The organism is Pedobacter frigidisoli (assembly GCF_004331675.1).
Lineage (GTDB): Bacteria > Bacteroidota > Bacteroidia > Sphingobacteriales > Sphingobacteriaceae > Pedobacter > Pedobacter frigidisoli.
On record NZ_SJSN01000029.1, the window covers coordinates 1 to 24,279 of the forward strand.

The following is a 24,279-nucleotide window of genomic DNA, read 5'->3' on the forward strand; positions in this document are numbered from 1 at the left end:
GGGCGTAGGAATTTTGAGTGGGGCTGACCTTAGTACGAGAGGACCGGGTTGGACTAGCCTCTAGTGAATCTGTTGTTCCGCCAGGGGCATTGCAGAGTAGCTACGCTGGGAATAGATAAGCGCTGAAAGCATCTAAGTGCGAAACTAGCCACGAGATGAGAGTTCCATATAGGACCGTAGGAGACTACTACGTCGATAGGCTACAGATGTAAAGGTGGCGACACCATAGTCGAGTAGTACTAATCATCCGAGGCTTTCAAAGGCAACATACTGTTGTTTGCTCCTCTAACTAACTTCTTTCAATAATATGTCATTTAAGCTAAAAGCTGAAAGACTAAGGACTAAGGCGAATTCAGATAGCCTTGAGCTTTGGACTTTTACCTTTAGTCTTATATCAAAATATTTAGGTGCCTATATCGGTGGTGTCCACCTCTTCCCATTCCGAACAGAGAAGTTAAGCCCACCAGAGCCGATGGTACTGCGGTAACACGTGGGAGAGTAGGTCGGTGCCAAATCTTAAAAGCCCAAGAGGCGTTTAACAAGGACCCCGTCAGCAACAGCTGATGGGGTTTCTTCGTATAGAAAGGTTTTTATGGGCCTGCCTCCGTAGGGTTAACGCTCCAATATCAGTATTTCGGCATTGTGCTGCCTGACATTGATAGTTCTAAAAGGCCAGGCCACCTACGCCCGATGGGACGGAAATCCTTTTTGTGGGATGGCCCAACCATTTTACCAGAAGCTTATCCCCAAAAAGATTGTAGGTACAGCGGGACAGACCCCAGATCGTTGGCACTCACTTTCGCCTCCAAGCCTTAAGTGGCTTGTTAAAAAATGTAAAATCTTTCATCCCAAAGGCAATAAAACCGTATTATTGTGGGAATACGTACATGATGATATGATATATATAAATTTTAGGAAATTAACTTTTCTTGCTTTCTTGACGTGTATAAACTTTGCTGTTTTTGCACAAAGTAAAAATGTACAACTTCCTGTAAACTGGTTTAACTCAGATTTGGTTGAAAATGGATATTTTGGAATCAGCACAGAAAAAGCATATCGTGATTTATTAAGAGATAAAAAACCTAAACAAAATATTATTGTCGCTGTAATTGATGGAGGTGTTGACCCTAATCATCCTGATTTAAATAGCGTTATCTGGACAAATAAAAAGGAAATTCCCGGAAATGGTATTGATGATGATGGCAACGGGTACATCGATGATATTCATGGATGGAATTTTATCGGCTCAAAGAAAGGTAACTTAGAGTTTGATAATCTTGAGATGGTTAGACTTTTGAGAATCTATACTCCCAAATATCAATCTACCACTAATATGACTCCATTAGATAGTGCACAAAAAGAGGAGTACAGATTATATAAAAAGATGGTTGGCGATTTTGGGAAGAAATATGAGGATGCGAGTAAAACGTTTCCAATTTTGATGGCGATAGTTAAGGTTGTTGATTCGGTAGGCAAGGTTAATAAAAAACAAATTCCAAATTTAGCTGATATAGATAATTATAAAGCGGATGATGAAGATGAGGAATATATAAAGACCATCATAAGAAGAGGATCGAGAGAGGATGGAAGTTTTGAAAAATTCTACAAAAATATACGGGATGGCTATAAACAGTATGATGCCATGCTGAAGTACAATTTGAACCCTAAATATGATATGCGAGCCGAATTGGTGGGTGATGACTATTCTAATTCAAATCAAAAAAACTATGGAAATAACGATGTGAAAGGCCCTGATGCTTTTCATGGTACGCATGTATCTGGGATTATTGGTGCAGACAGAACGAACACTGTAGGCATAATGGGTGTAGCCAATAATGTAAGTATTATGGCAATTCGAGTTGTACCTACTGGTGATGAGCGTGATAAGGATGTGGCCAATGGTATTCGTTACGCTGTTGATAATGGGGCAAAAGTAATTAATATGAGTTTTGGTAAAGGCTATAAATGGGATAAGAAAGTGGTTGATGAGGCTGTGAAATATGCGGAAGAGAAAGGTGTACTTTTGGTTCATGCTGCTGGTAATGATAACCAAAATAATGATATCGATGAGAATTATCCCAATAAATATTTTGATAGCAAGGAAGCTGATGCTTATAAAGCAATTCATAAGAAACCTGTAAGAGCGGATTTTACACCACCTAAGCCTAATGCGCAAAGCAATGGAATGGGTATGAGACCAGCTTTTGATCGTTCTTCAATTGTTAAACCAATACCACTAGATTCTGCTAAGTTTAATTTACCACATGCAAGTAATTGGATTGAGGTTGGTGCGAGTGCATACAAGGATGACGATAATTTAAAAGCGGATTTCTCTAATTACGGTAAATACAATGTTGATGTTTTTGCACCAGGATTTTTAATTAATTCTACTATTCCCGAAGGGAAATATGAGGAAGCAGATGGAACAAGTATGGCTTCGCCGGTTGTATCTGGATTAGCGGCCTTAATTTTAAGTTACTATCCTCAATTAACGCCTGCCCAAATCCGAGAAATTATAATGAAATCTGTTTCAAAGGTAATACACAAAGTAAAATACAAAAATGAAAGAGGCGAAAATATGCGTGTTTCTTTTAGCGAAATTTGTGTGAGTGGTGGAATTGTAAATGCTTATAATGCATTGAAATTGGCTGAAAGTTATAAGTAGTTTTCAGCTGCCAATTTCAATTAAGATGGATAAGTTTTATCTATTAGTTATTTAATGATTTTAATAAAATCTTGAAATGTTCCGAACGGATAGTTTTTTGATTTCATCCAAGAGATTAAATTTTCCATTCTCTTGATCATTTTATTTCCTGTATTTTTTGTTACGTAACTCGGAAAACCAAATCTTTCAACATCATCTAGATCAGTAAATTCCCAAGGATGGAAATAAACATTTAGGTATTTATCTTTTTTATAAGTCCAGCTAGAGAGGCTTTTATAAATGCCTAGTGGTAGGTTATGAAAGGATAACCAAAATAATGGAAAGCGAATTATTGGGCTAACAGATGCTGGTATTTGCAGTACATTCTCTTTTTTGAAATACGTTCTAGAGATGTTGAAATTATTATATCGGCCAGGTAAATAAGTTGGGTTAATTGATGTATTGTAAGTATAACCCGCCTTTTCGATTTCTTTTTCATCAACAGGCATCATTCTGGCCATGCGATAACCTGTAATTTCTTTCCCTGAAAGCTTCTCTAGCCTTAATTTAGATTGAAGTAAGTGTTCTGGCTTAAAATCGGAATGGTAATAACCATGTGATGCCAGTTCGTGACCAGTTTCGGTAATTCTCTTAATCAGATCGGGAACGTTCTCTGCAAAGGTAACGGTACAAAAGAATGTTGCCTTGACTTCGTATTTATCTAGAATATCGAGAATGGCAATTGTTCCAGCTCTTGAAATTGCTATTTGATCTGCAAAAGAAATGTCTTTACCATATTCAAAAGGCATGTCGAATTCTTCGATATCGAAACTTAAAAGAACCATTATTTATTTGGGATGTTGGTAGAACGAATGATGTAATTTGGGCGGTTTTTAGTTTGCATAAACATTTTACCTACATAAATACCGATGATGCCTAAAATGATCAATTGCAAACCACCGAAGAAAACGATCGTCATAATTACCGAAGCCCAACCTGAAACCTCTACACCTTTTACAAATGCGTAAATAATATACGGAATGTATAAAACCGAAGCAAAAGATAAGATAAAGCCCAAATAAACTGCAGAATAAAGTGGTTTTATGCTAAATGAGGTTACACCATGAAGTGCAAGCCTAAACATTTTTTTTATGGTGTATTTACTTTTTCCAGAGAAACGTGCCGCTGGATTGTAACGAATGGCATATTGTTTAAAGCCAAGCCATTTTACCAAACCTCGTAAAAAAGGTTCATTCTCGTGAAAATTCCGGAAAACGTTTACAACCTTTTGATCAAGAAGTCGGAAATCTGCCGCCCCAGGCTCAAGATCAATATCAGAAAGCCAGTTTAATAATTTATAGAATAAACTTGAAGAACTTCTTTTTCCTTTTGAAAGGTTTTTATCCTCTTCTCTAACGGTATAGACAACCTCAAAACCTTCTTCCCATTTTTGAAGCATTTCTGGTATGAGCTCTGGTGGATGTTGCATGTCGCAATCCATAGAAATTACACAATCGCCAAAAGCATGATCCATTCCAGCCTTTACTGCCAATTGATGGCCGAAGTTTTTAGAAAACTCCAAAAAGAAAATATTTTCAGCCGTTAAAGCGTAATCCTTAATTTTTTCTAGCGTATGATCTGCACTTCCATCATCAACGAGGATGATTTCATAATCATAATTAATGGCTGAAAAAACGCTTTTAATACTTTCTGCAATCACAAAAATATTATCATCCTCATTATAAGCAGGAATTACTATGGAAACTAATTTCTTCATTTATCGGTAATCAGATAAGACTCAAAATCCTCTTTCAGCATTTGATAGATAATGGTTAGCCAAATGATAACGCAAGGTAGGGCTTTGAGGGAATATAGACGAATAAATTCTTTAACGGGTCTTGGGAAAACGTCAGTAGGAGATAAACTGGTTAATATAAATGCAAAAATAAATAGTGCAATAACCCACATCTTTTTTGGTTGTTGTTGAATGATAAACCAAATGGCGACACCTGCAAAAGCAATAATATAAGTTGGAGATTCGGAACCACTACTGAAAATAACCGTAAATATTAAGGTAGATGCTAGCAACATTAATCTAAAACCTAAGTGCTGATATTGCTTAATTCTTAAATAAGGTAATGCAAAAAGCACAATTCCTCCTAGTAAAAAAGGTGCATTTGGTATGGAAACATTTCCGGTTATTCTTCGTGCCATACCCATAATCGAAATATCTTGAAATGAGGTAAGTGAGGCATTGATGGCATTTTTGTGAGATAGCGATAGATACCAATCTTGATAGGACTGTATGACAAAAGCTGGCGATGATATTGCCATTGGTAACACAAAGAAGATGGACAAAGCGATTAATCCGCCTAAAATAAACCTCAACTTACGCTTAGTAAAGAAGAAAAAAACCAAGCCAACTATTCCATAAAGTTTAATCAATGTTCCGAGGGCAATGAAGAAAGCAGATTGAAATTCCTTCTTTTTAAGGAGATAAGAAAAGCTTAATAAAATTGTTCCGGTAAGGGTAATGTTAAATTGAAAACTCAGCAATGCTGTTAAAGCTTCGTGAGCACAGATCCATGCAATAATGGTTCGTTTATTTATGGATAACGGTAAGCTATAAATCCCCCAAAGTAATATGGAAACATTGGCAACATTCCAAAGAATCATTCCCAATCCATCGGGTAGTAAGGCAAATGGTGCAATGAAAAAGGAAAATAAAGGGCCGTAATGGTTGCTGTCTAAATATTCGGGATAGTTATTGTATAAATTTTGAAGATCGGTAGTATGCCAATAAACATACTTAAAAATAAGGTAATTGTTATAAGAATGGTGATGATATTGTTTAAACCCAGCAACAACAGCCAATATGACATAAATGGCTATAACACATTGCTTTTTTAAGAGAAATGTTGAAACTCTGTTTAGGCTAGCGTTTTTAAAGATGGTCATTACAATTGGTGCCGCTAATATAGGGATTTTACCTTTAGCTTATAATTTGGATTGGTTTATAATATCTACCTGCAAATTTGCCGAATTTAAACAAATCGTTGTAGCAATCATTTCTTTTAGGAATTAATCTTACTATATTAGCTTTAGAAATCTTCATCCCATTTTTCTAACATATTTAAACTAACCTTTATCTATAAATTATTAGATGAAACTCTCGGATAGCCAACGGAAATGGGGTAAAAGAATCTTAATATTTGTATGCTTTTGGGTCATTCTTGGATTTGCATTAACAGTACTGGTTGATTATCGATTAAAAGAGATCATTCAGCTTGCGGTAAAGGAAAAATCAAATGATCAATATGTTTTCGAAGCAGGTGGTGCCAGTTTTTCCCTTCTCAAAAAAAACATCATTATAAGGAATGCAACAATCTTTAAAAAGGATTCTGTTAATACAGCAGCTCATTATCAAATTAAGGTGGCCAGACTCTATTTTGGAATCACATCTTTCAGGCAGCTAATTTTTCATCAGAAATTGATTTTAGATAGCTTATCGCTGAGCGATCCTTTAATTTCTTTGCACGAACACAGCAAGGCTGTAGCCACTCAGAAAAAGCAATTTCATACTGAAAATATAGAAAGTTTAATAAAAAAGGCACTTGTACATTTGCAGGTTAAATCTTTCCATATCAAAAATGCAACGTACGTTTTTAAAAGTAAGGTTAACCCAACCGAGTTGAGGATAAATCAAATCAACTTTACCGTTAAAAATTTCTCAGATGCTGAAAACGTAGGCAAGCATCTATTTTCAACTGAGGATATTGATTTATCTATTGGAAAACAGGAGATTAATTTCCCTGATGGTTTACATAGGATTAATTTCAAAAATCTGCATTTTTCAGGAAAGAACCAGTTTTTCGAATTGGATAACTTTGGCTTCTTGGCGAAAGCAACATCACTGAGAACTGAAACCAAAATTACTGCTGATAAATTTAGGTTCAAATCATCGGCGCTTGCTTCCATTTTTACAAAGGATGAACTTATTTTAGATACCGTATTGCTTTTGAAGCCGGTTCTTTCAATTTGGTAGGAATAATAACAAAACATCAAAACCTGTAGATAATGCCAAAATTAAATACTTGTTTAGGCAAGTTAAGTTTAAATATATTGGCATTGAGGATGGAAGTTTTTTAAATATGGATAGCATCGGTGCCCAAGAGCACTATGCCACCAAAAAGGTGAATGTGAATATATATAATCTTTCCTATCATCCATCCAAGCAAAATTCTCTACAAACAGATAGTATTAAGCTCAACCTTAATAAAATTAAATTCCTTTCAAAAGATGGCAAATCGCAACTCACTGTTGATGAACTGGCTATAGCCCAGAATGTTGTTATTCTAAAAAATGCTGAATATGCGCTAATTCATCCAAAAGGCAAAAATAGTCTGAATTTTAAAACACCATCATTGCTGTTAAAAAAAGTTGATTTATCAGCCTTGTTAAATAAAAGGATATACGCAGAAGAGGCAGAACTTTTAAATCCAGTGATTACGGTTTTATCCTCACCAAAGTTAACGACGGTTAAGGTTGTGGATACGGTTGCTGATTTTAGTAAGGTTTTTAGCTTATTTAGAAATATTAAGGGATTAATTGCTGTTAAACAGTTTAAGATTAAGGACGGATCATTTCATTTGAGCTCTCATGCTAAATTTAATACTAATGTTAAAATAACCAAGCTAAATTCTAGGATTTTGGTGGATAAACTTCTAAATAGTGATACGACGCTGGAGATTAAATATGCGATCCCCGAAATTAGCTTCAAGCAAATGAAGCTTACTTCATCAAAGCTAAAGTTTACACTAAATGATTACTTTTTTAATGGATTATTAAGGCATAATAGTGCCAGTTCGGTAGATGTAAACTTGGCAAACGGAACCAAAATAAATGGCAAGAAAGTATATTGGGAATGGTTAGATTGGGATTTGTATCAAAGTTATAAACTAATTTATATTGATTCGTTAAAGGCTGGTGCATTAGCGATAACGCTAGGGAACTCTGCTAAGCAAAATGCTCCCCATAAGCCCTTACCTAAAATCCATATTGGTCGTTTGGATATTGCCAGTTTTAAGTTAAGCGAAATAAATTCCATGAAAAATATTCAAGTTCAAGGAAAAAATATTTTTGCTCAACAGCTAAAATCAGCAGGCAAAAGCTTTGTTTGGGATAACTTTGGAGGAGATTTTAATAATTTAAATTATCGAACAGAAAAATTATCTATTAAAGCGAGGTCGATTAAGCTAAATGCCAGAAGCGTTAATAAGTTTGAAGGAATAGTTGTTAAAGAAAGTAATAATCAAGGAATTAACATGCCTTTGATAGAGGTTAAAGGTCCTTTTCTATCAAGCTATTTAAAAACAGTTAAACTCGATTTTGTTCATGTAATTGACCCCAAAATAAGCTTGAAACCTCAAGAATCTCGTGAAGCTAAAGAGAAAAAGCTGTTTAACTTTCCAATTGATTTTGAGATTAGAAATTTGGTAGTTAAAAATGGGAAGATCGATGTTCAAAAGATAAAAGCCAACGACACAACTAAAATTATTGCTGATTTAAATCTCAACCTAAAAAATGCTACAGGGCATAAACTAGGAAAGGAATTGATTGCTTTCGAGGATGCAAAAATTAGCGTGAATCAATTGAATTTTATAAAACCTAGAATAAATTTATCAGCGCCATTTAACTTGGAGCTTAGCAATACTGTTCTCAATAAGGTAAATAATAGGCTGGAACTTTCCACGGCAATCGAATTTGGAAGCAATAAAATGAACTTAAATTTTCTAAAGGATAGTACACATTTTACTGTAAATGATGCTTCAATTCGGTCAAAAGACAACAAATTCAAGCAGGGAATGCCATTGGCTTGGGAGAGGTTTTTGTATAAAACAGATTTGAACATCTATGGAATCAATTATCAAAATAAATCCTCCACTATAAAGGTTGATAATATTAAATGGTTACCCGAAAATAAGCGGGCTACTTTAACTGGATTTGATTTTAGACCAAATTTATCATGGGAAGAAACCAGATTAATACATCCGCTTCAGGCTGATTATATTGCAGCAAATGCAAGAAATATCGAACTGGATGGTGTTGGGGTTTCAAGAATGGTTAAGAAGGAAAAGCTAGACATTCAGCGTGTACTAATCGATGGTGCAGAATTAAGCGCAAGTAGAGACAAACGAATGCCTGATGGATCGCAAAAGGAAAAACTCATGCCATCGAAGCTTATTGCAAATGTTAAATTTCCTTTTAAAGTAATTGAATTAGCGCTCAAGACTAGCCACGTCAATATTCATGAAATATCTAAGGCAACAAGTAAAGAAGGCATTATTCGGTTAGAAAATGTTAACGTTAAGGTGCTCAATCTAACAAATCAATTTAAAGATTTGGATAGTTTAATTGTTAATGGCAATGTAGATTTACTTGGAAAAAGTAAAGTAAGTTTAAATTATCGTGAGTCATACTTGGATTCTCTCTCTGGGTTCAAAATGAACTTGGCAATTGTACCTATGGATTTGACGAATTTTAGTCAGATTAGTATTCCAATGGCTGCAGTTAGGGTAAACAGCGGTAATACAGAAACGCTATTTGTTAATTGGAGTGGTAACAAATATTTAGCAGATGGAGAATTTTATTCCCCTACAGGAATTTAAAAATTAGTCTTTTGGACAAGAAAAATCCTGATCGAAAAACCTTTATACTATTCTTGGAGAACAAGCTTGTGAACCTCATTTTACCGAATAAAAACTCCAAACCTGCCTTTCTTTTCTTCGAAAGAAATAGAAATAAGTTTGTTTTTAACTATTGGATAAAAACTGTCATGGGCGGTTTTGTATCAAGCGTTGGGTTAAAAAAGGAAAGCAAACTTAAAAAGCAAGAGCGTGAGGCAAAGCTAAAATACCATTTACCTCAACAGCTCTAAATAAAAATTTTATCCAAACAGATCGCTGCTTAAATAGCGGTCACCTCTATCGCAAGCGATAAACACAATAATTCCTTCTTCTAATTCTGATGCCAATTTAATCGCAGCAGAACATGCGCCGCCAGTACTCATACCAGCAAAAACACCTTCAGTTTTTGCTAGTTTTCTGGCCATATCCACAGCTTCTTCCTGAGAAATATCCATTACCCGATCTACCCGTTCAGGTTCGAAAATTTTCGGAAGATATTCAATTGGCCAACGCCTAATGCCAGGAATAGAAGCACCTTCTGTAGGTTGGCAACCGACAATTTGGATGTTATTATTTTTTTCCTTTAAATACCTAGAGCAACCCATAATGGTTCCGGTGGTGCCCATTGAACTTACGAAATGAGTGATCTTATGATCGGTATCATTCCATAATTCTGGTCCGGTTGTTTTATAATGCGCCATATAATTATCACTGTTGGCAAACTGGTTGAGCAAGTAATATCCCGCTTCTTTTCCCTTTGCTTCAGCATAGTCTCTGCATACTTCGATGCTTTCCAATAGTGTAACCTTGGCCCCAAAGGCTTCCATGGTTAATGTGCGTTCACGGGTAGCGTTGGATGGCATAACCAATTCAATTTCCAAACCAAACAAACTGGCAATCATTGCTAAGGCAATCCCGGTGTTTCCACTTGTTGCCTCAACCAGTTTTGTGCCATCGGTAATGTCTCCGCGTTCCATCGCACTGCGAATCATGTTTAACGAGGCACGGTCTTTAACACTCCCTCCAGGATTATTTCCTTCGAGCTTCGCATAAATTTTCACTTTTTTATTTGGATTGAGATGGGAAATTTCAACCATTGGTGTATTTCCAATCAAATCTATAATGCCAACCATTTTATATTTCGTTTGTTTCGTTAATGTTTCTAACCTTAATTATCGGTGAATGGTAAGCCGTTGAATAGGGAAGAATGCTTTCCGTAATCCATACATTGCCACCAATTACACTGTTATGGCCAATAACTGTTTCGCCTCCTAAAATTGTAGCGCCAGAATAAATAATGACATAATCCTCTACTGTTGGATGACGTTTGCTGCCAGCCAGATTTTTACGAACGCTTAGCGCTCCTAATGTAACGCCCTGATACAACTTAACATGTTTTCCAATCTTGGTGGTTTCACCAATAACAATTCCTGTACCGTGATCGATATGGAAGAAGGCACCAATCGTTGCTGCAGGATGAATATCAATACCAGTTTTGGAATGAGCGTGTTCTGTTAAAATTCTTGGCACTAAGGGAACATTTGAGAGTGATAGAATATTGGCGATTCGATAGAAGCAAATAGCGTAAAAACCAGGATAGGTTCTAATTACCTCAAATTCGCTTGCAGCAGCGGGGTCGCCATTAAAAATTGCTTGAATATCGGTATTCAAGATTTCATAAAGTGTGGGTAGCTGATTAAAAAAGTGTACCGCAGTTTCTCTGCAGCTGATATTTTTTTCCTTGCAGTTTGCCGCTATAATTTCTCCTAGCGCTTCCTCAAGTTTATTTACCTCTTCCTTAAGCTGAAAAGTATTTTTTTGTTCTGGTAAATTGTCAGGATATAAAAAACGGATTACACTCAGCGCCCATTCAGAAATAACCTTATTCGATGGAATATTTATACCATAAACAGGTCTTTTATAAAGTAAGCTTAAGAAATCGTTATCCATTTTGCCTTAATTTTTAAGCGGTAAAAAACTTTAACCGCAAAGTTTAAATTTTCGTCAAGGTAATATTAGATTTTAATATCTCAAATTTATTGAACGTCATATCTTGCAATTTGCATAAACCACATGGTGGTTAATTTGGCAAAATTTAATTTCAAAAAAAAAGCCCATCTTTCGATGAGCTATAAATAAATATTCAAATGAAGTTACTTTTTGCCAGATCTCGGTGCTAAGGTTAAGAACATTCTTTTACCCTCTAATTTTGGAAGTAATTCTACTTTACCAACTTCTTCTAATCCTTGTGCAAACTTTAGTAGGAGAATTTCGCCTTGCTCTTTGTAAACAATTGATCTTCCTTTAAAATGAACAAACGCCCTAACTTTTTCTCCGCTCTCCAAAAATGAAACGGCATGCTTTAACTTAAACTGGAAGTCATGGTCATCAGTATTTGGTCCGAATCTAATATCTTTAATAATGGTTTGCTTTGCCTTTGATTTGATTTCTTTCTGCTTCTTTTTTTGTTCGTAAAGAAACTTACTATAATCAACAATGCGGCAGACTGGCGGTACTGCATTTGGAGAAATTTCCACCAGATCTAAGCCTTGTTCTATGGCCATATCAATGGCTTGGCTTACTGGATAAATGCCTGTTTCAACATTTTCTCCTGTTAATCTTACCTCTGGTGCGGTAACTAATTGATTAATCTTATGTTCTGCTTCTTTCTTTCTGAAGGGTAAGCGTGGCCCTCTGTAAAATCCTGCTTTTTTTAATGCCAAATTGAAAAGTTTAATGAAAAAATAAAATGATAGACAAATTCTATGTCCTAATCTAACAATGTACCTTTTTGAAGTCGCTTATCCTAATACTAGTTTTTTTAATGACTTTTTACTGAAGACCAAACCATCAAAAAAACAATAATTCTGATGAGTTACTTCAGAAATACATAACTTTAAACTCATAAATACAACTTAAATGTCGCAAAAACTAGAAGTTTGGCAGCGGGGACCGTTACCCGAAATCATTCCATTATTACAGCCCATTGCCCATGCCTTGCTTCAAGCTAGAGAGGAACTTAATGAGTATTTAATTGAATTTCCCAACGAATTACTTTGGCTTCGGCCCGCAGGAGTGGCTTCAACCGGTTTTCATTTACAACATTTGAGTGGTGTGCTAGATCGGGTTTTTACTTATGCGAGGTCAGAAAGCTTATCTGAATTTCAGTTTAAGCAATTATATGATGAAGATTTAGGTGATGTTGTTGGGTTTACGGTCGATGAATTGTTATTGCGTTTCAATAATCAGGTAGATGTTGCCCTGCAGCAAATTAAAAATACCGATGAATCTATATTGACTGATTTTAGGGGAGTGGGCCGAGCAGGGTTACCCTCAACGGTTATTGGATTATTGTTTCACGCTGCTGAACATACTATGCGGCATGTTGGCCAGTTAATGGTTACGGTTGCTGTAGTGAGGAAGATTAATATTCCTATATGATGTGGCTATCTAGACAATTGTTCCAATAAACTCTTCTAAATAAGTATTGTTGCAATTTCTACTTATTTTAAAATGAAAATTTAGCATTTGTGCTTAAAATTTAAGGCTAGAATTGTATCTTACGGGCAAATCAAACCTATAATTTATGAAAAGAAGTATACAACTATCAACGATTGTTTTCGGACTCTTTTTCTGTTTCTCTCACGCCTTAGCGCAAGATAAAAGAACCTCTGAAATAGGGGTTGAGAAAAGAACAAATGCATTAGAAATTGGCGTAGAATATCTAAAAGGTCTTGGAGACTTTGGAGATATTTATGATAACGGAATCGGTGGAGCCGTTAGGTATCGTTTTGGAGTTACCGAACACAAGAGCTTACTTGCAAGTGTTGGTTATATGAATTTTATGGGAAATTTAGCTTTGCCAGGCAATAATAAGGCTGTAGATCTTAATGCCAGGTTTATACCAATCAAAATCGGGATGAAGTTTAGATTTCTAAAATATGTGTACGTTGCTGGAGAAATTGGCGGTACAATTGCTCTTGGTGTAAAAGGTGTCGAGAATATTAACTCATTTGTTGCCAGCCAATATGAAATTAAGGGAACCTTATTCAATTATACACCAACAATTGGTGTTCAAATCCCTACAACAGGTAAAAATTATGTGGATTTAGGCATTCGTTACGAGGGTATGATTATCGATCAACGATCTACCTCATTTTTTGGAATCAGGGCTGCTTACGCTTTCGATGTTGCTAGGTAGTATTTATAAAAGGCTGCTCCCATCAAATGCTGATTGATAATTCTACTATCCTAAATAAATAATTTCGTTTAGAAACCCTAGACGAATACCATCATCAATATTTTATTGCGGCATTCTTGGCATTTAGTATTCGCTGGCATGAGTTTGAAAGCATGCCAGCGAATAAAAAACTATTTAGCCAGGTAAGTCATGCCGCCATCAACAACGATTTCGGCGCCAAGCATGAACGATGAATCTTCTGAGGCAAGGAAAACCGCTGTTTTACCAATGTCTGATGGCTGCCCAATCCTGCCTATCGGCATTACACCTGCAAACTGTGCTTTCACCGCTTCAATATGTTCTGCAGGAACGAATTTATCGAATGCAGGGGTGTCTGTAGTACCCGGTGTGATTACGTTTACCCTGATTTTTCTGGCTAGCAAGTCGTTAGAAAAGCTTTTTGCCAAAAAGATCACAGCAGCTTTTGCAGCGCCGTAAAGCCCGAACGATGGATATGCCCGATGAGCGGCATTGGAACCGATCAGAATGATAGATGCACCATCATTCATATAAGGCAGTGCTTTTTGAACCGTGAAGTAAACGCTTTTCAGGTTAAGGTCCATGGTTTTGTCGTAGTCAGTCTCGCTTACCTCTGCTACGGTTCCGGTTGTTCCTGCACCGGCATTGGCTACCAATATATCTAATTTACCAAATTTAGCCGCTGTTTCTTTAAACACGCTTTCCAAATCGACAAGGTTCGTCACGTCTGCATTGATGGCTATAAAATCATTGCCCAGTTGCGCAATAGCATTTTCTAAAGTTTGAGGGTTTCTACCCACAATAGTTCCAGTTGCGCCTTCACTTTTAAATGCCTCAGCAATACCAAATCCAATACCGCTATTGCCGCCAGTAATTACGGCTACCTTATTTATTAATTTACTCATGATTTTACCTATTTTATGTTAACCAAAGGTGCAGCTATGCGACGACCTGCATCTTAACAAAAGTCATTAAATACGCTTGATTAAAATCAATCTACTTCGAGGAACTCTTCCTGATTCGGCTTAGGGTTTCTGGGGTTAAGCCCAGGTAAGAGGCAATTAGATTTTGCGGAAACCGCTGTATAAAGTGTGGATAATCGTTCACGAGTTCTTGAAATCGTTCCTCGCCGGTTTGGCTGATGGAAGACTGCATTCTTTTCTGTGCAGCTATGGTATTATTTTGACTCAGCACATTTTGCATCGATGTAAATGCCGGAATAGGTTTTATGAACTCCTCTACAGAAGCATGAGTGATCTGTAAGATCTCCATATCCTCCAGCGCTTCAATATTAAAACGACTTGGTGTCAATTTGTAGAAACTCTCAAAATCGGCTAACCACCAATCTTCAACACTTAATTTTAAAATGTGCTCATTCCCTTTTTCATCTACTGTATATGTCTTGGCAGCCCCTTTCACAATAAATCCAGTGTATTTACATACATCCCCTTCCTGTAGAAAGTATTGTCGCTTCCGAATTTTATTAGGTTTGAAATGAGCTGTAAATACTTGCTTATCATCCACTGAAAGCATTTTGCCCGTTAGCTTTTCAATGTAATCGTAAAGCGCTTGAAAATTCTGCATTTTAGAGTTCTTAATGAGAATCATCAAAAATAAAACTTTCAGGGTAGTTTGTTCCTTTTTAGTTACTCGAACTTTAAAAGGTGTCTTTGTAAAATTATGGGTATGCTATTGAGGGTAGCGCAGGATTAATGATCGGCTGAAGATCGTTTATAATTTATTGTATAAATGGGAAGTGATTACAACTGGCAATTTTAGATACTGACTTTACGGGCAGCAACGGCTGCGCGAATGTTTCGACTTCTTCTAACTCCTTGACTATACTGCAATGCTAAATTCCTTTTCGAGCAAGGCAAGTGCGCCATAGTTGGCTTTGCGATTGGTTAAGAGAAAAAGGTTATACCCTAACTTTTTCTGCCTTTTAGTGTTGTCGTCTTTCGTATCGCCATCGAGGGCGTGTATGGAGTTAAAAAACTTTTAATTTTTTTATTGAGCTTACTAAATCAAAAACAGCATTCGCTCATTCAAAGGTACGTTTCAATCATTGCCCCGCAAAACCAAGTTAGAAAGTGGTTAGTTTGGTTAACCTTTAACAACATTGGCATGGAAAATCTGAACACCACACTTGTAAAAACACTTTTCATCATTTCTATAATTGCTGTATTTGCTTCCTGTAAGAAAGAAAAAACAACTGAACCTGAAATTTTCGATCCCACTAGATATTACATCACTGGCGAATACCTAAATCCTGGTGCCAAGTATCCAAGCACTTACGTGTTTACTTTTCTCTCTAACGCCAAAAGCCAAAAAACTGCGATAGGCGGCCTTATACTCACACAGCCAAGTTATACATATACAGATGGTGTTTTTAACATTACTGAGGTAACCTTTAATGTTGCTGACGGGAATGTTACCAGTACAAATAAGCCTACTACTTACAGGGCCAACCATCTACAAAAAATACCCGATGCAGATGCTTTTGCGGGGAAAACCTTTCAAGGTATAGTGGCCGTAAGCGGTGTAGACAATGGAAAGATTTGTATGATCAAGTTTACGACTGATAAAAAGTTCACTGTTACCGTTGAGGGCATTGCACAGGTAGATGTCGGAGCCGATTACACTTTGCTAAATAACGGTGTAGCCATTGCAAACACCACTGGCGGAACCAAGCAGAACCTCATGTCTATCGCAGCCGGCCAGCTATACTATTCACATTACAACAATAATACTGGCACCCATTATTACGGTATACTCAATCAGCAATAGACTACAAAGCAAATGGGTTTTTCGTCAGCCCACTAGTGATTAAAGATATAAACCTAAACTTAACTTTAGGTATTTAGGTCAAGATCTCGCAAAGCTTAGCCCCTCGCTGGTCTAAGCGACCGCTTTTTTGCAGTCACTTAAATCTAAAATATAAACAATGACTTTGTCTGGAAATATAGTATCGACAAAACTAATAAAAAATAAAACTCCTAGGAGGTTGTCGCTCCTTTACATATTTAATACGGAAAGCTATTTCGGTTTGGAGACCTGGGTTTTCAAAGAAATTTAAGTTATCCTTTAGAACACTTAAACTAGAAAAGGTAGTATCCAACTCTCCCTGCGGAGACCTAAGCCAGATGGGAGGTTCTTTCTTCGTTCACATTATGAGAGAATTTTTTATTGAAGATCCGAAACAAACTCAATAAGTCAAAAGGTTAAGTCAATCGATCAAAAAATGACAATACAAACGAAATTCCAATAATAGATAGGAGGACCTAAAATGTAGAATTAAGAAAACAATGTTTTATTGATTTTTTACTTATGCCTGTTTGTTGACTACTTTCAAAAGTCAAATACGCAATAATCGAAAGACAATTTTCCTAATTTTTAAGTGCAGCAATTTTTACATTTTTAATACCGCTATTTTCCGCCCTTAATAATAATTTTTCCACTTTTAAATCAGGGCGGAAAGAAATCATAGTGCGCTGACCAGCAATTTCAGTATCAATTAACGATCCGCCAAATTTGTGATCATATTTAACAATCATTCGCACTGTGAACGGTTTATCTGTAGCAGACAGATTTTCAATAGCATAATTACGCACACCGTTTGGCGATCCTCCCTCACGTAAGGATTTCTCAGTAATAGAAAAATGCTGAAGCTGTCCATTTCCATATTGTGCCCTTTTATAATTTGGACTGATTTGAACTTCAGCAGCATGATCTTCACCGTTTGCGCCTAGAAAAAGTGCGCCTAGTTTTCCATTTAGATCAGTGCAAGGTGCTACGTCGAAAGTTAATAGGAACGAAGAAGATCCTAAAGGAAATGTGGCAGTTTCTTTAATTTCTTTTGAGAGTAACCTTTCTTGTTGGGTTGAAGGCATGATTTCGGTCATCCACTTCGTTCCAATTCTGCCGTCGGACGCCTGAACCATTTCATGTATGGCTAATGTTCCGCCCCAAACGGCTATCGGAATCCAGCCAGCCAGCAAAAACCGACCCTTGCTGATTTCTGTTACGGCTGGCACATTCATACCATTATAAAAGTCGAGCCCTGCTTTAACACCATCTATAAATTTCTCTTCTGTTGCACTGGCGGGTTTTGTCCAAAAACCGGTAAAACCACCAATCACGTAGTCAAAATTTTTCCAGCGAAAGAAAAATGTACAATCGCCACCAGGAGGGAAGTTTGGATTGACGGATTTCCAGCCGCCATCAATGGACTTAGATTCCCAGGTCCCTTTTGCTCCATAATTCGCCAACATGCGCAGGCGTCCATCAGGATCACTATACACACTAGGGTTTTCGCATGGATGAAATAAGATTTTCGATTTCTTGAAATTGCTGATCCCATCTTCACTAATGGAATAGGTTGAGCCTGCAGGATAGCCAGGAATGGTGTCGTACCGGAAAGATCCCGTAACGCCATGTTTATTGTAGTAATCCCACTGTAAGGGCAATAGGGTTTGTTCCTTGGGGTAAATCCGGGTGGTGTGCAGTCCGTAACTGAGACACAATTTATTGTCAAAAATAAAAGGTGTACCCGTTCCCAATGTCTCCCATTGTTCCTCTATTGGCGTGGCGGCATCGTGCTCTACCCAGGTTTTAAAATCGGTGGTGGAGAGGTGCTCAAAATAATGGCCTCCTTTTCCAAATTTGCTGGCGTGACCACGGCGGTCGAACAAATAGAATAAATGGTAACGTCCCTTATAAAACAACGTAGTAACATCTCCAACCCAGGCATTATGTCCTTGAGGCGTCCAATATTGAATTTCTGATAAAGTTCTGGGTTTTTCTAAAGCCACTCTCTGTGGCTCCATTTCAGTGAAAAAAATTTCTGCTTTAGAAACCAGGGATGGATCTATGCTCCAGCTGCTTTGTTTGCCCCATTTAGGATACCCGATGGGGAAGTCGTTATCAAGAAGCTCATTATCGACGTATAAAGTCCAACGAACGCCAGAAAAATGCAGCACAAGCTCATGTGCTCCATTTAGTTTTTTTAACATCGCTAGGGGAATACCCACAGCCATATCCTGTGGACCTTTAGGTTCCGTTGGGGAATGAAGTCGGAGAGCTGCTTCCAAAACTGGATCAGAACCATCTGGCAATAAATAGGCAGGATAGTTTTGCCGTTTTCGATCTTTGGCGTCGTGCTGAAACGTATTGACTTTTAATACATTAGGGATATCAATAAGTGTTCTATTCGCAATGCCTGCTTTAAGATTAACCAGTAATTTTATGGTAAAGCTACTGCTATCTGACGGGGATTTGAAAATTGCGCTTTTTGTTTTTGACGAAAGCGTACTTAGCGGAGATCCTCCGGTAAATGTCCACGGTGTTGAGCGCAATATCAATTTGACGGGCTGTTGTTTTGATTGTGCGTAAAGCGTAACGGATGGTCCCATCATCAACACTGAGCAAACCAATATTTTAGTGAATAATTTCATGATTTATACTTTTCCAATTCTTTAGAATTGTTGATTTTCATTATTGTCTTATCTTAAAAGGACAGGCTCAAGATAAACATAACCCAATTGATACTGACTATCTGCGTGGAAATTTTTCGCTAATCTAATTCGTTTTAGCATTTAATAAGAAAATTAAATATGCTCAGCAGATTTTTAAACAAAAAAAGCCCATCTTTCGATGAGCTTTTGATCAGTAGCCGTTACTGGACAGATTTCGAACTTTTTCTGGCCTGATTTGCAGGAATTGGCAAAAGTTGGGAATCATTTTAAAATTTAGAGGAAGTTAACTGGTCACTTATCGAACTGTTCAAATGGTAATTGAATTCACCAATCAATTTGACCCCGTTGCACCAATTTTCAATTATTTGTAGCTTTTCAATAAACGGACTGTAATGAGAAAAATGTTTTCGGCGAGGAGGGGAAATTAATAGCGATTTCCCCAATCAGCAACTAAAGATCAACATTTTCAGCGTCATGTTAGTAAAGGGTTTTTGTTGGGGTAACCTGGATGGCCCCCAAAACTCAGGTTGCATTTACTTCATATATGGCGCCGCTGAAATCTGTCTATCTAGCACAAAAGAACATCAGCAAGAAATGGATCAGGCCCCTGATCAGCTGAACTACAGCTGCTCAAAAACTTGCTTTTTGATTTCCTGATAGAATGATACTAGATTTGAACTAGATTTTTTTCAGAAGCATTGATTTAGATTGACACAGTTATTTTATAATTTCAAACAAGTTTTTTAAGATTATTGATCCAAAGCAGTCAGTTCAGCTCACTTCTTCTTATTTTTTATCCCGTGACGTCCCAGATGCCCTGTAGCAAAGTCTCAAGGGCCTTATAGGCCTTGAGGTAGCCAGCTGTTGACTTCGACATTGTTTTGGCCATATTACTGTTGTCCTCATCCTCGAGTTCTTTCTTCAGGATTTCAATAAGTTTTGCTGTTGCTACGGGATTTGATTTAATGATTTTTCCCATATCCCTACCCAAAATTCTGGCACCAGATACAGTTGTATCCCAATCTTGAGCCTCTATAATATCCTCATACTTTTCGTAAAGTACATCATATTTGAGTTCAACATAGTTTGCAATGATAAACCCAATATCTTCTCCATCCTTTTGAGTTCTATGTTTTCTGTCTTTCCATGCAAATACCTTCATGATTGCTATTCCTTCAATCGGCGCAATCCTTAATTTGAATTTCCCATCTTCACTTTCAAGGGTTATCCCTTTATCATGTATTTCATTAAATCCGGCTACGTTCATCGCAATCATGAAATCCGGAGGCCATGCATATTCCCCGTTTTTATCCTGAATATTGCCAAAGGGAACGATATCTACTTCAGCGCCTTTAAAAAGTAATCTATGAGCGACCTTGGTTTCTTCAAATTTACCGGATTCAATTAGCTTTTTCATGACCTTTTGGTACACACTCCATTCTGGGACATAGATTGCAAAATCAACATCAAGGGTTTTTCTTGCTGATTCCAGATCATATTGTCCATGCATGATAATATCTCTCGCGGTAGCCCCAATCAACAGAAAATCTAATGCCTCTTCCCCTAGAATTTCTTGAATCGTGTTCGCCACATTTCGAAGGTGGTCCGGGATTTTATTATCCGGTAATTTATAAGTACTCATCAAAAATCATTTTTGCGGTTTCTAGGTTTCTACTGTCACCTGTGCCAGTAAGTTCGGCATATACTATCAAAGGAGGGACAGCATCTTCAATTTGCTCCTGATTGTAAAAAACTTCATGACCCGTATCCCAAAAATACCGGTAAACGGACAAGATTCCATTCTTCTCGGGAAGCAAAGAAAGAGTGTTACGCCATTGTTTACTATCTTCCCTTACAAACAAAGAAAACTTTTCAGGACTTAGGTAATTAGTATAAAGGTTTGCTGCAGGCTCACCGCTCCATTCCGCACCAAAACTCAAGGGCTTAACATTTTTAAACTCTGTTTTCAGCGGTACTTTTTTAGAACTAAATGACCCAAGGAAAAGCTTTGGTTTTAATACCTCATTGTAGGCTTTCACCCATCGCTGAATCAATTCTGGTCTCTTCCCAATAACACGTTTCTTTTTATTGCCCTCGTATAAGTAGCCTGCACCTTCCATTTCTGTTAGTAAGATGCTGACAGAAGATGCAGATATTCCTACTGCTGCCCCCATTCTCCTGAAATTTAGTTCCAAAAACCCAGGGCTTTGTAAAATGCCAAATAACAATTTAACTCCACTTTCGCTAAATAACCTACTTTTTTGCACTTTCTCTTGCTCTGTTTTTTTACCGGTTTTGAGTATATAAATATCATCATAATTGATATACATATTACCTGAAGCATCTAGATAATTAATTCCATCCGTTATTAGCTTTTCAGCAATCTTAGGATAAATGTGTGGGGTCATTAAGAAAACACGTCTATCTTGCATGCTGTAAAATTTCGCTACGTCAGAATAGAAAAAGGCATCAGCATGGCTCATTATCCCAGGGGTATAGAGTTTATATTCGATTCCTTTGTCATTAAAACTAAAATTTATGAGCCCCCTTTCTTCATCCATACTTATGAAAAATCTTGGCTTAGAAAATTTATAAGCTATTTCTCTAGGCAATGTATCCATTGCTTTTTTCCATATCTCTGATGCTTTCATGTTTATTATATTATAATGTTTACAAATAGTAAACATTGCAATATAATAAACAAAGTTTAAAATTCAAAATTCGATTGCTAACCGGTTTAGTTTAAAAAGAAGCTGGTGGATTACTGCTTTTCTCTACCGACAGACGAGGGTAACCTATGGGAACCAGATTAACTGACCTTTTTTCTTACCTCAACTTGGCTGCGGGAAAAAGCATTATGAAAAATAAGGCCAATATAAGCTTGACGCAAAATGATATTTATTATCATAGCGTTATCCGAAGCAAAACAAGGTAAGTAAAATTTAACTTTATATTAAGGTAATCTATTGTAAGATGTGTTTTTGCAGACGCAGTACAACATTTAACTATTCGTAGGAATGAAGCAATCCGGGTCCTAGGTGCCGTGAAAGCGGTTTTAAGGACAAAAAAAGGGCAAATCAAACAAAAATTTGATTTGCCCCCTATGGTAGCGGGGAGCAGGATCGAACTGCCGACCTCAGGGTTATGAATCCTGCGCTCTAACCATCTGAGCTACCCCGCCGGGTAAAAATATTTGCTTATATTATCAAATATTTAAGTGGTTATTTTTTGGAGTTGCAAATATAGAATAAATTACCTTTCTATTAAAAAGAAATGTAAAATATTATGGATAGCCCTTATAGATAGCCTAATAACATGTGTTTACCCTTAAAGATTATAGTGTATGCTTAAGTATTATTAATGATTATACAATTTTTGATAAGTTAATTCTATTACTACACTGAATAGTAAGATTATAGTTTCTTTTTATAAACTTGAAGTTGGATTCTGGGATATGTGTCTCATCTGTGTATCAAAATTCTTTTATTTTGATTTCAGGTATTGGTATCCTTTATCAATAAAAAGTAGTATTATGCCTAAGATGAGGAACTCAGTAAATGCTAACCAAGGAATTGTTATTAATATCCCAGTTTCGTCATCAACTGGATTAGCTCCTATCAAAGTATTAAAGATAATTGTTGCAGAAGTCCCTATACATGAAAGCACAACTAAAATGATTATTCCTATACCAATTAAGCCTAAGAAACCTATATTTTTTAATAGTTTATCCGTTAGCGCCTTTAAATTTAGATTTTTTCTCATGAGTTAGAATGTTTCTTTAATTACTTTACCTCCCGACTTTATGATTAGATTATTGAATGCCTTTCGTAATCTATTTTGTAAATCATCTTTTAATATCAATTTGCTAAAAATCATAATGCACTCGTTGGTTAAGCTCTCTTTTCCATCCAATTCCTTTGAAAAAACTTTTAGATTGTCTTTAGCCTTTACTGTAAGCCAAACAGTATTTGATTTCTCATCAAAGGTTAGATATCCTATCTGTGATATAGGTACATTTGTTGTTGTGTTTATTATGCTCTCCTGTCCTTGAAAATATGTTTTAATATTTTCAGATATGTTCAAAGTCTTATCGGTAAATGTAATTGTGTAATCATATCTAATGTCTTGGTTGCTGTATTCTAACGTAGGTATTTTGTTTGCTATCCATGATTTAGTTTCTGCTACAGTTTGTGAGTGAGAAATTTTGAAACTTAATAAAATGATTAAGAGAATGATTGAGGTTGTGAATTTTGACATATTGATTTTAATTAAAAAGTTTGATGGTAAAGTTATCTTTTTTGATAACTTAATTGTAATATTTATTTATTTACAGATTTATATTAAATTTTGAAAGGGTATCTGATAAATGTATCGGTTATCTTAAACGATAACCTCTGAATTACCGAAATCAATCACTTTGTTGTCGTATTCGATAACAATAGATGACAGAGGAAGAGTTACTTAAAAACATTGGTCAGCGTATCAAAGAACTAAGAAAACAGCAGGGAATGCCTCAAATAGAGTTAGCTGTTGAGCTGAATTATGAGAAGTCCAATATGTCAAGATTAGAATCAGGTAGAGTAAATCCAAGAGTTTCTACTCTTTTAAAAGTAGCACAAGCATTGAATGTAGAGTTAAAAGATTTAATTGATTTTAAAAGTTAATTCAAGATTTCCTTATTAATGCTGATTTCCTGTATAAAAATAAGTAAATAAGATTTTGACATATAGGCCATATTTAAACACATTCACGCCTGTACATGTAGATAAACGGATGACACAATATAGTGAGATTGAAGTAAGTATACCTAATATTGATGTACGTAACATGTTAATAGAGCATCCTATAGATATCGCAAATGCTAAAGACTATATTTTGTACTTGTTGAGCTTAATGGATGCTAGTGATGAGTTTACAAATATACATAGCAACTCTATTCAATTCTTTGTAAGGCACTATGTAATCGGGAAATAACACTGCACAAGAATTGGCAATTAAGAGTGCACAGAAAACGGCAACAAGTGTGCACAGTTTTACAAAGCTAATCTTCTGGTCCTAACTTGCAAATATTGTTTTCCTATTTTCCATTCTGTAAGATTTTCCCGCAAGACTGATTACCTCACACCGGAATAGAAGCCTGTCCAGCAGAGCTGTGGCCAGCACCTCATCATCCAGCATTTTGGCCCAGTCAGCAGGCATTTTGTTGGTGGTGATAATAAATGAGGTGCTTTCATAAAGTTGGTTTACGAAGTTAAA

The 24,279-nt window shown here is 36.4% G+C and carries 22 protein-coding genes, 1 tRNA gene and 2 rRNA genes; 10 read left to right on the forward strand and 15 right to left on the reverse strand.

Annotated features, from left to right (window positions below; all coding sequences use genetic code 11):
• From EZ449_RS21355 to EZ449_RS21365, 3 genes are all read left to right on the forward strand, one after another.
• Positions 1-263: ribosomal RNA gene (locus EZ449_RS21355) — 23S ribosomal RNA — on the forward strand; the annotation flags it as partial.
• Positions 264-403: 140 nt separating this feature from the next.
• A 5S ribosomal RNA gene (gene rrf, locus EZ449_RS21360) occupies positions 404-515 on the forward strand.
• Positions 516-715: 200 nt separating this feature from the next.
• Positions 716-2,665 carry a S8 family peptidase gene (locus EZ449_RS21365; protein ID WP_225872402.1) on the forward strand — a complete coding sequence of 650 codons (1,950 nt, stop codon included), beginning with the start codon at positions 716-718 and terminating at the stop codon, positions 2,663-2,665.
• Between the two features lie 47 nt (positions 2,666-2,712).
• Here EZ449_RS21365 and EZ449_RS21370 read toward each other — a convergent pair whose 3' ends face one another.
• The 3 genes from EZ449_RS21370 to EZ449_RS21380 are packed head-to-tail and all read right to left on the reverse strand — an operon-like array spanning position 2,713 to position 5,602.
• Positions 2,713-3,489, reverse strand: a complete 777-nt coding sequence (locus EZ449_RS21370) for a polysaccharide deacetylase family protein (RefSeq protein ID WP_131562755.1) — start codon at positions 3,487-3,489, stop codon at positions 2,713-2,715.
• The gene (locus EZ449_RS21375; protein WP_131562757.1) at positions 3,489-4,421 is read right to left on the reverse strand and encodes a glycosyltransferase family 2 protein; all 933 of its coding nucleotides are present in this window, start codon (positions 4,419-4,421) and stop codon (positions 3,489-3,491) included. The genes EZ449_RS21370 and EZ449_RS21375 overlap by 1 nt, the downstream gene beginning before the upstream one ends.
• A complete protein-coding gene (locus tag EZ449_RS21380) occupies positions 4,418-5,602 on the reverse strand; it encodes a glycosyltransferase family 87 protein (RefSeq protein ID WP_131562759.1) in 1,185 nt (394 codons plus the stop codon). The genes EZ449_RS21375 and EZ449_RS21380 overlap by 4 nt, the downstream gene beginning before the upstream one ends.
• Positions 5,603-5,807: 205 nt before the next feature.
• On the opposite strand from EZ449_RS21380, the gene EZ449_RS21385 reads away from it, so the two are divergent.
• Genes EZ449_RS21385 through EZ449_RS21395 form a run of 3 tightly spaced genes read left to right on the forward strand, consistent with a single transcriptional unit; the run spans position 5,808 to position 9,581 of the window.
• Complete coding sequence (locus EZ449_RS21385; protein ID WP_131562761.1) at positions 5,808-6,689, forward strand: AsmA family protein; 882 nt, start codon at positions 5,808-5,810, stop codon at positions 6,687-6,689.
• Between the two features lie 49 nt (positions 6,690-6,738).
• Complete coding sequence (locus EZ449_RS21390; protein WP_131562763.1) at positions 6,739-9,312, forward strand: hypothetical protein; 2,574 nt, start codon at positions 6,739-6,741, stop codon at positions 9,310-9,312.
• Positions 9,313-9,323: 11 nt separating this feature from the next.
• Positions 9,324-9,581, forward strand: a complete 258-nt coding sequence (locus tag EZ449_RS21395; protein WP_131562765.1) for a hypothetical protein — start codon at positions 9,324-9,326, stop codon at positions 9,579-9,581.
• A gap of 9 nt (positions 9,582-9,590) precedes the next feature.
• Here EZ449_RS21395 and cysM read toward each other — a convergent pair whose 3' ends face one another.
• From cysM to infC, 3 genes are all read right to left on the reverse strand, one after another.
• Positions 9,591-10,463, reverse strand: coding sequence for a cysteine synthase CysM (gene cysM, locus EZ449_RS21400; protein WP_131562766.1), 873 nt, complete (start codon positions 10,461-10,463; stop codon positions 9,591-9,593).
• 1 nt (position 10,464) lies between these two features.
• Entirely contained in the window at positions 10,465-11,280 is an 816-nt protein-coding gene (locus EZ449_RS21405; RefSeq protein WP_131562768.1) for a serine O-acetyltransferase, read from the reverse strand.
• Between the two features lie 203 nt (positions 11,281-11,483).
• Positions 11,484-12,053 (reverse strand): translation initiation factor IF-3, encoded by a 570-nt coding sequence (gene infC / locus EZ449_RS21410; RefSeq protein WP_131562770.1) that lies wholly within the window; start codon positions 12,051-12,053, stop codon positions 11,484-11,486.
• Positions 12,054-12,249: 196 nt separating this feature from the next.
• On the opposite strand from infC, the gene EZ449_RS21415 reads away from it, so the two are divergent.
• Entirely contained in the window at positions 12,250-12,771 is a 522-nt protein-coding gene (locus EZ449_RS21415) for a DinB family protein (RefSeq protein WP_131562773.1), read from the forward strand.
• A gap of 145 nt (positions 12,772-12,916) precedes the next feature.
• Positions 12,917-13,531, forward strand: coding sequence for a hypothetical protein (locus EZ449_RS21420; RefSeq protein WP_131562775.1), 615 nt, complete (start codon positions 12,917-12,919; stop codon positions 13,529-13,531).
• A 170-nt stretch (positions 13,532-13,701) separates the two neighbouring features.
• Here EZ449_RS21420 and EZ449_RS21425 read toward each other — a convergent pair whose 3' ends face one another.
• Both EZ449_RS21425 and EZ449_RS21430 read right to left on the reverse strand, forming a co-directional pair.
• Positions 13,702-14,454, reverse strand: coding sequence for a glucose 1-dehydrogenase (locus EZ449_RS21425; RefSeq protein WP_131562778.1), 753 nt, complete (start codon positions 14,452-14,454; stop codon positions 13,702-13,704).
• Positions 14,455-14,545: 91 nt separating this feature from the next.
• Positions 14,546-15,133, reverse strand: a complete 588-nt coding sequence (locus EZ449_RS21430; protein WP_131562780.1) for a Crp/Fnr family transcriptional regulator — start codon at positions 15,131-15,133, stop codon at positions 14,546-14,548.
• A 540-nt stretch (positions 15,134-15,673) separates the two neighbouring features.
• Between EZ449_RS21430 and EZ449_RS21435 the strand changes: the two genes are divergently transcribed.
• Positions 15,674-16,336 carry a hypothetical protein gene (locus EZ449_RS21435; RefSeq protein ID WP_131562782.1) on the forward strand — a complete coding sequence of 221 codons (663 nt, stop codon included), beginning with the start codon at positions 15,674-15,676 and terminating at the stop codon, positions 16,334-16,336.
• Positions 16,337-16,935: 599 nt separating this feature from the next.
• Here the strand turns inward: EZ449_RS21435 and EZ449_RS21440 are convergent.
• The 6 genes from EZ449_RS21440 to EZ449_RS21465 all read right to left on the reverse strand — a co-directional run bounded on the left by EZ449_RS21440 (position 16,936) and on the right by EZ449_RS21465 (position 23,280).
• Positions 16,936-19,002: a glycoside hydrolase family protein gene (locus EZ449_RS21440; RefSeq protein ID WP_131562783.1), complete on the reverse strand. Its 2,067-nt coding sequence runs from the start codon at positions 19,000-19,002 to the stop codon at positions 16,936-16,938.
• A gap of 814 nt (positions 19,003-19,816) precedes the next feature.
• A complete protein-coding gene (locus EZ449_RS21445) occupies positions 19,817-20,665 on the reverse strand; it encodes a hypothetical protein (RefSeq protein WP_131562785.1) in 849 nt (282 codons plus the stop codon).
• Positions 20,652-21,674: a type IV toxin-antitoxin system AbiEi family antitoxin gene (locus EZ449_RS21450; RefSeq protein ID WP_165499830.1), complete on the reverse strand. Its 1,023-nt coding sequence runs from the start codon at positions 21,672-21,674 to the stop codon at positions 20,652-20,654. The genes EZ449_RS21445 and EZ449_RS21450 overlap by 14 nt, the downstream gene beginning before the upstream one ends.
• 453 nt (positions 21,675-22,127) lie before the next feature.
• Positions 22,128-22,204 (reverse strand) — tRNA-Met (locus EZ449_RS21455).
• A 302-nt stretch (positions 22,205-22,506) separates the two neighbouring features.
• Positions 22,507-22,785, reverse strand: coding sequence for a hypothetical protein (locus EZ449_RS21460; protein ID WP_131562789.1), 279 nt, complete (start codon positions 22,783-22,785; stop codon positions 22,507-22,509).
• Between the two features lie 3 nt (positions 22,786-22,788).
• Positions 22,789-23,280: a hypothetical protein gene (locus EZ449_RS21465; protein ID WP_131562791.1), complete on the reverse strand. Its 492-nt coding sequence runs from the start codon at positions 23,278-23,280 to the stop codon at positions 22,789-22,791.
• 185 nt (positions 23,281-23,465) lie between these two features.
• Between EZ449_RS21465 and EZ449_RS21470 the strand changes: the two genes are divergently transcribed.
• Complete coding sequence (locus EZ449_RS21470) at positions 23,466-23,687, forward strand: helix-turn-helix domain-containing protein (protein ID WP_131562793.1); 222 nt, start codon at positions 23,466-23,468, stop codon at positions 23,685-23,687.
• Between the two features lie 391 nt (positions 23,688-24,078).
• On the opposite strand, the gene EZ449_RS21475 is transcribed toward EZ449_RS21470, so the two are convergent.
• Positions 24,079-24,279: ATP-binding protein (locus tag EZ449_RS21475; protein WP_165499770.1), on the reverse strand; the 201-nt coding region annotated here is incomplete at its 5' end.

What these genes read in the sequence shown, in the direction of transcription:
- EZ449_RS21365 (WP_225872402.1), top strand. Translation starts at nt 716, where the DNA reads ATGGCCCAACCATTTTACCAGAAGCTTATCCCCAAAAAGATTGTAGGT.
- EZ449_RS21370 (WP_131562755.1), bottom strand. Translation starts at nt 3,489, where the DNA reads ATGGTTCTTTTAAGTTTCGATATCGAAGAATTCGACATGCCTTTTGAA.
- EZ449_RS21375 (WP_131562757.1), bottom strand. Translation starts at nt 4,421, where the DNA reads ATGAAGAAATTAGTTTCCATAGTAATTCCTGCTTATAATGAGGATGAT.
- EZ449_RS21380 (WP_131562759.1), bottom strand. Translation starts at nt 5,602, where the DNA reads ATGACCATCTTTAAAAACGCTAGCCTAAACAGAGTTTCAACATTTCTC.
- EZ449_RS21385 (WP_131562761.1), top strand. Translation starts at nt 5,808, where the DNA reads ATGAAACTCTCGGATAGCCAACGGAAATGGGGTAAAAGAATCTTAATA.
- cysM (WP_131562766.1), bottom strand. Translation starts at nt 10,463, where the DNA reads ATGGTTGGCATTATAGATTTGATTGGAAATACACCAATGGTTGAAATT.
- EZ449_RS21405 (WP_131562768.1), bottom strand. Translation starts at nt 11,280, where the DNA reads ATGGATAACGATTTCTTAAGCTTACTTTATAAAAGACCTGTTTATGGT.
- EZ449_RS21415 (WP_131562773.1), top strand. Translation starts at nt 12,250, where the DNA reads ATGTCGCAAAAACTAGAAGTTTGGCAGCGGGGACCGTTACCCGAAATC.
- EZ449_RS21420 (WP_131562775.1), top strand. Translation starts at nt 12,917, where the DNA reads ATGAAAAGAAGTATACAACTATCAACGATTGTTTTCGGACTCTTTTTC.
- EZ449_RS21425 (WP_131562778.1), bottom strand. Translation starts at nt 14,454, where the DNA reads ATGAGTAAATTAATAAATAAGGTAGCCGTAATTACTGGCGGCAATAGC.
- EZ449_RS21430 (WP_131562780.1), bottom strand. Translation starts at nt 15,133, where the DNA reads ATGCAGAATTTTCAAGCGCTTTACGATTACATTGAAAAGCTAACGGGC.
- EZ449_RS21435 (WP_131562782.1), top strand. Translation starts at nt 15,674, where the DNA reads ATGGAAAATCTGAACACCACACTTGTAAAAACACTTTTCATCATTTCT.
- EZ449_RS21440 (WP_131562783.1), bottom strand. Translation starts at nt 19,002, where the DNA reads ATGAAATTATTCACTAAAATATTGGTTTGCTCAGTGTTGATGATGGGA.
- EZ449_RS21445 (WP_131562785.1), bottom strand. Translation starts at nt 20,665, where the DNA reads ATGAGTACTTATAAATTACCGGATAATAAAATCCCGGACCACCTTCGA.
- EZ449_RS21450 (WP_165499830.1), bottom strand. Translation starts at nt 21,674, where the DNA reads ATGAAAGCATCAGAGATATGGAAAAAAGCAATGGATACATTGCCTAGA.
- EZ449_RS21460 (WP_131562789.1), bottom strand. Translation starts at nt 22,785, where the DNA reads ATGAGAAAAAATCTAAATTTAAAGGCGCTAACGGATAAACTATTAAAA.
- EZ449_RS21465 (WP_131562791.1), bottom strand. Translation starts at nt 23,280, where the DNA reads ATGTCAAAATTCACAACCTCAATCATTCTCTTAATCATTTTATTAAGT.
- EZ449_RS21470 (WP_131562793.1), top strand. Translation starts at nt 23,466, where the DNA reads ATGACAGAGGAAGAGTTACTTAAAAACATTGGTCAGCGTATCAAAGAA.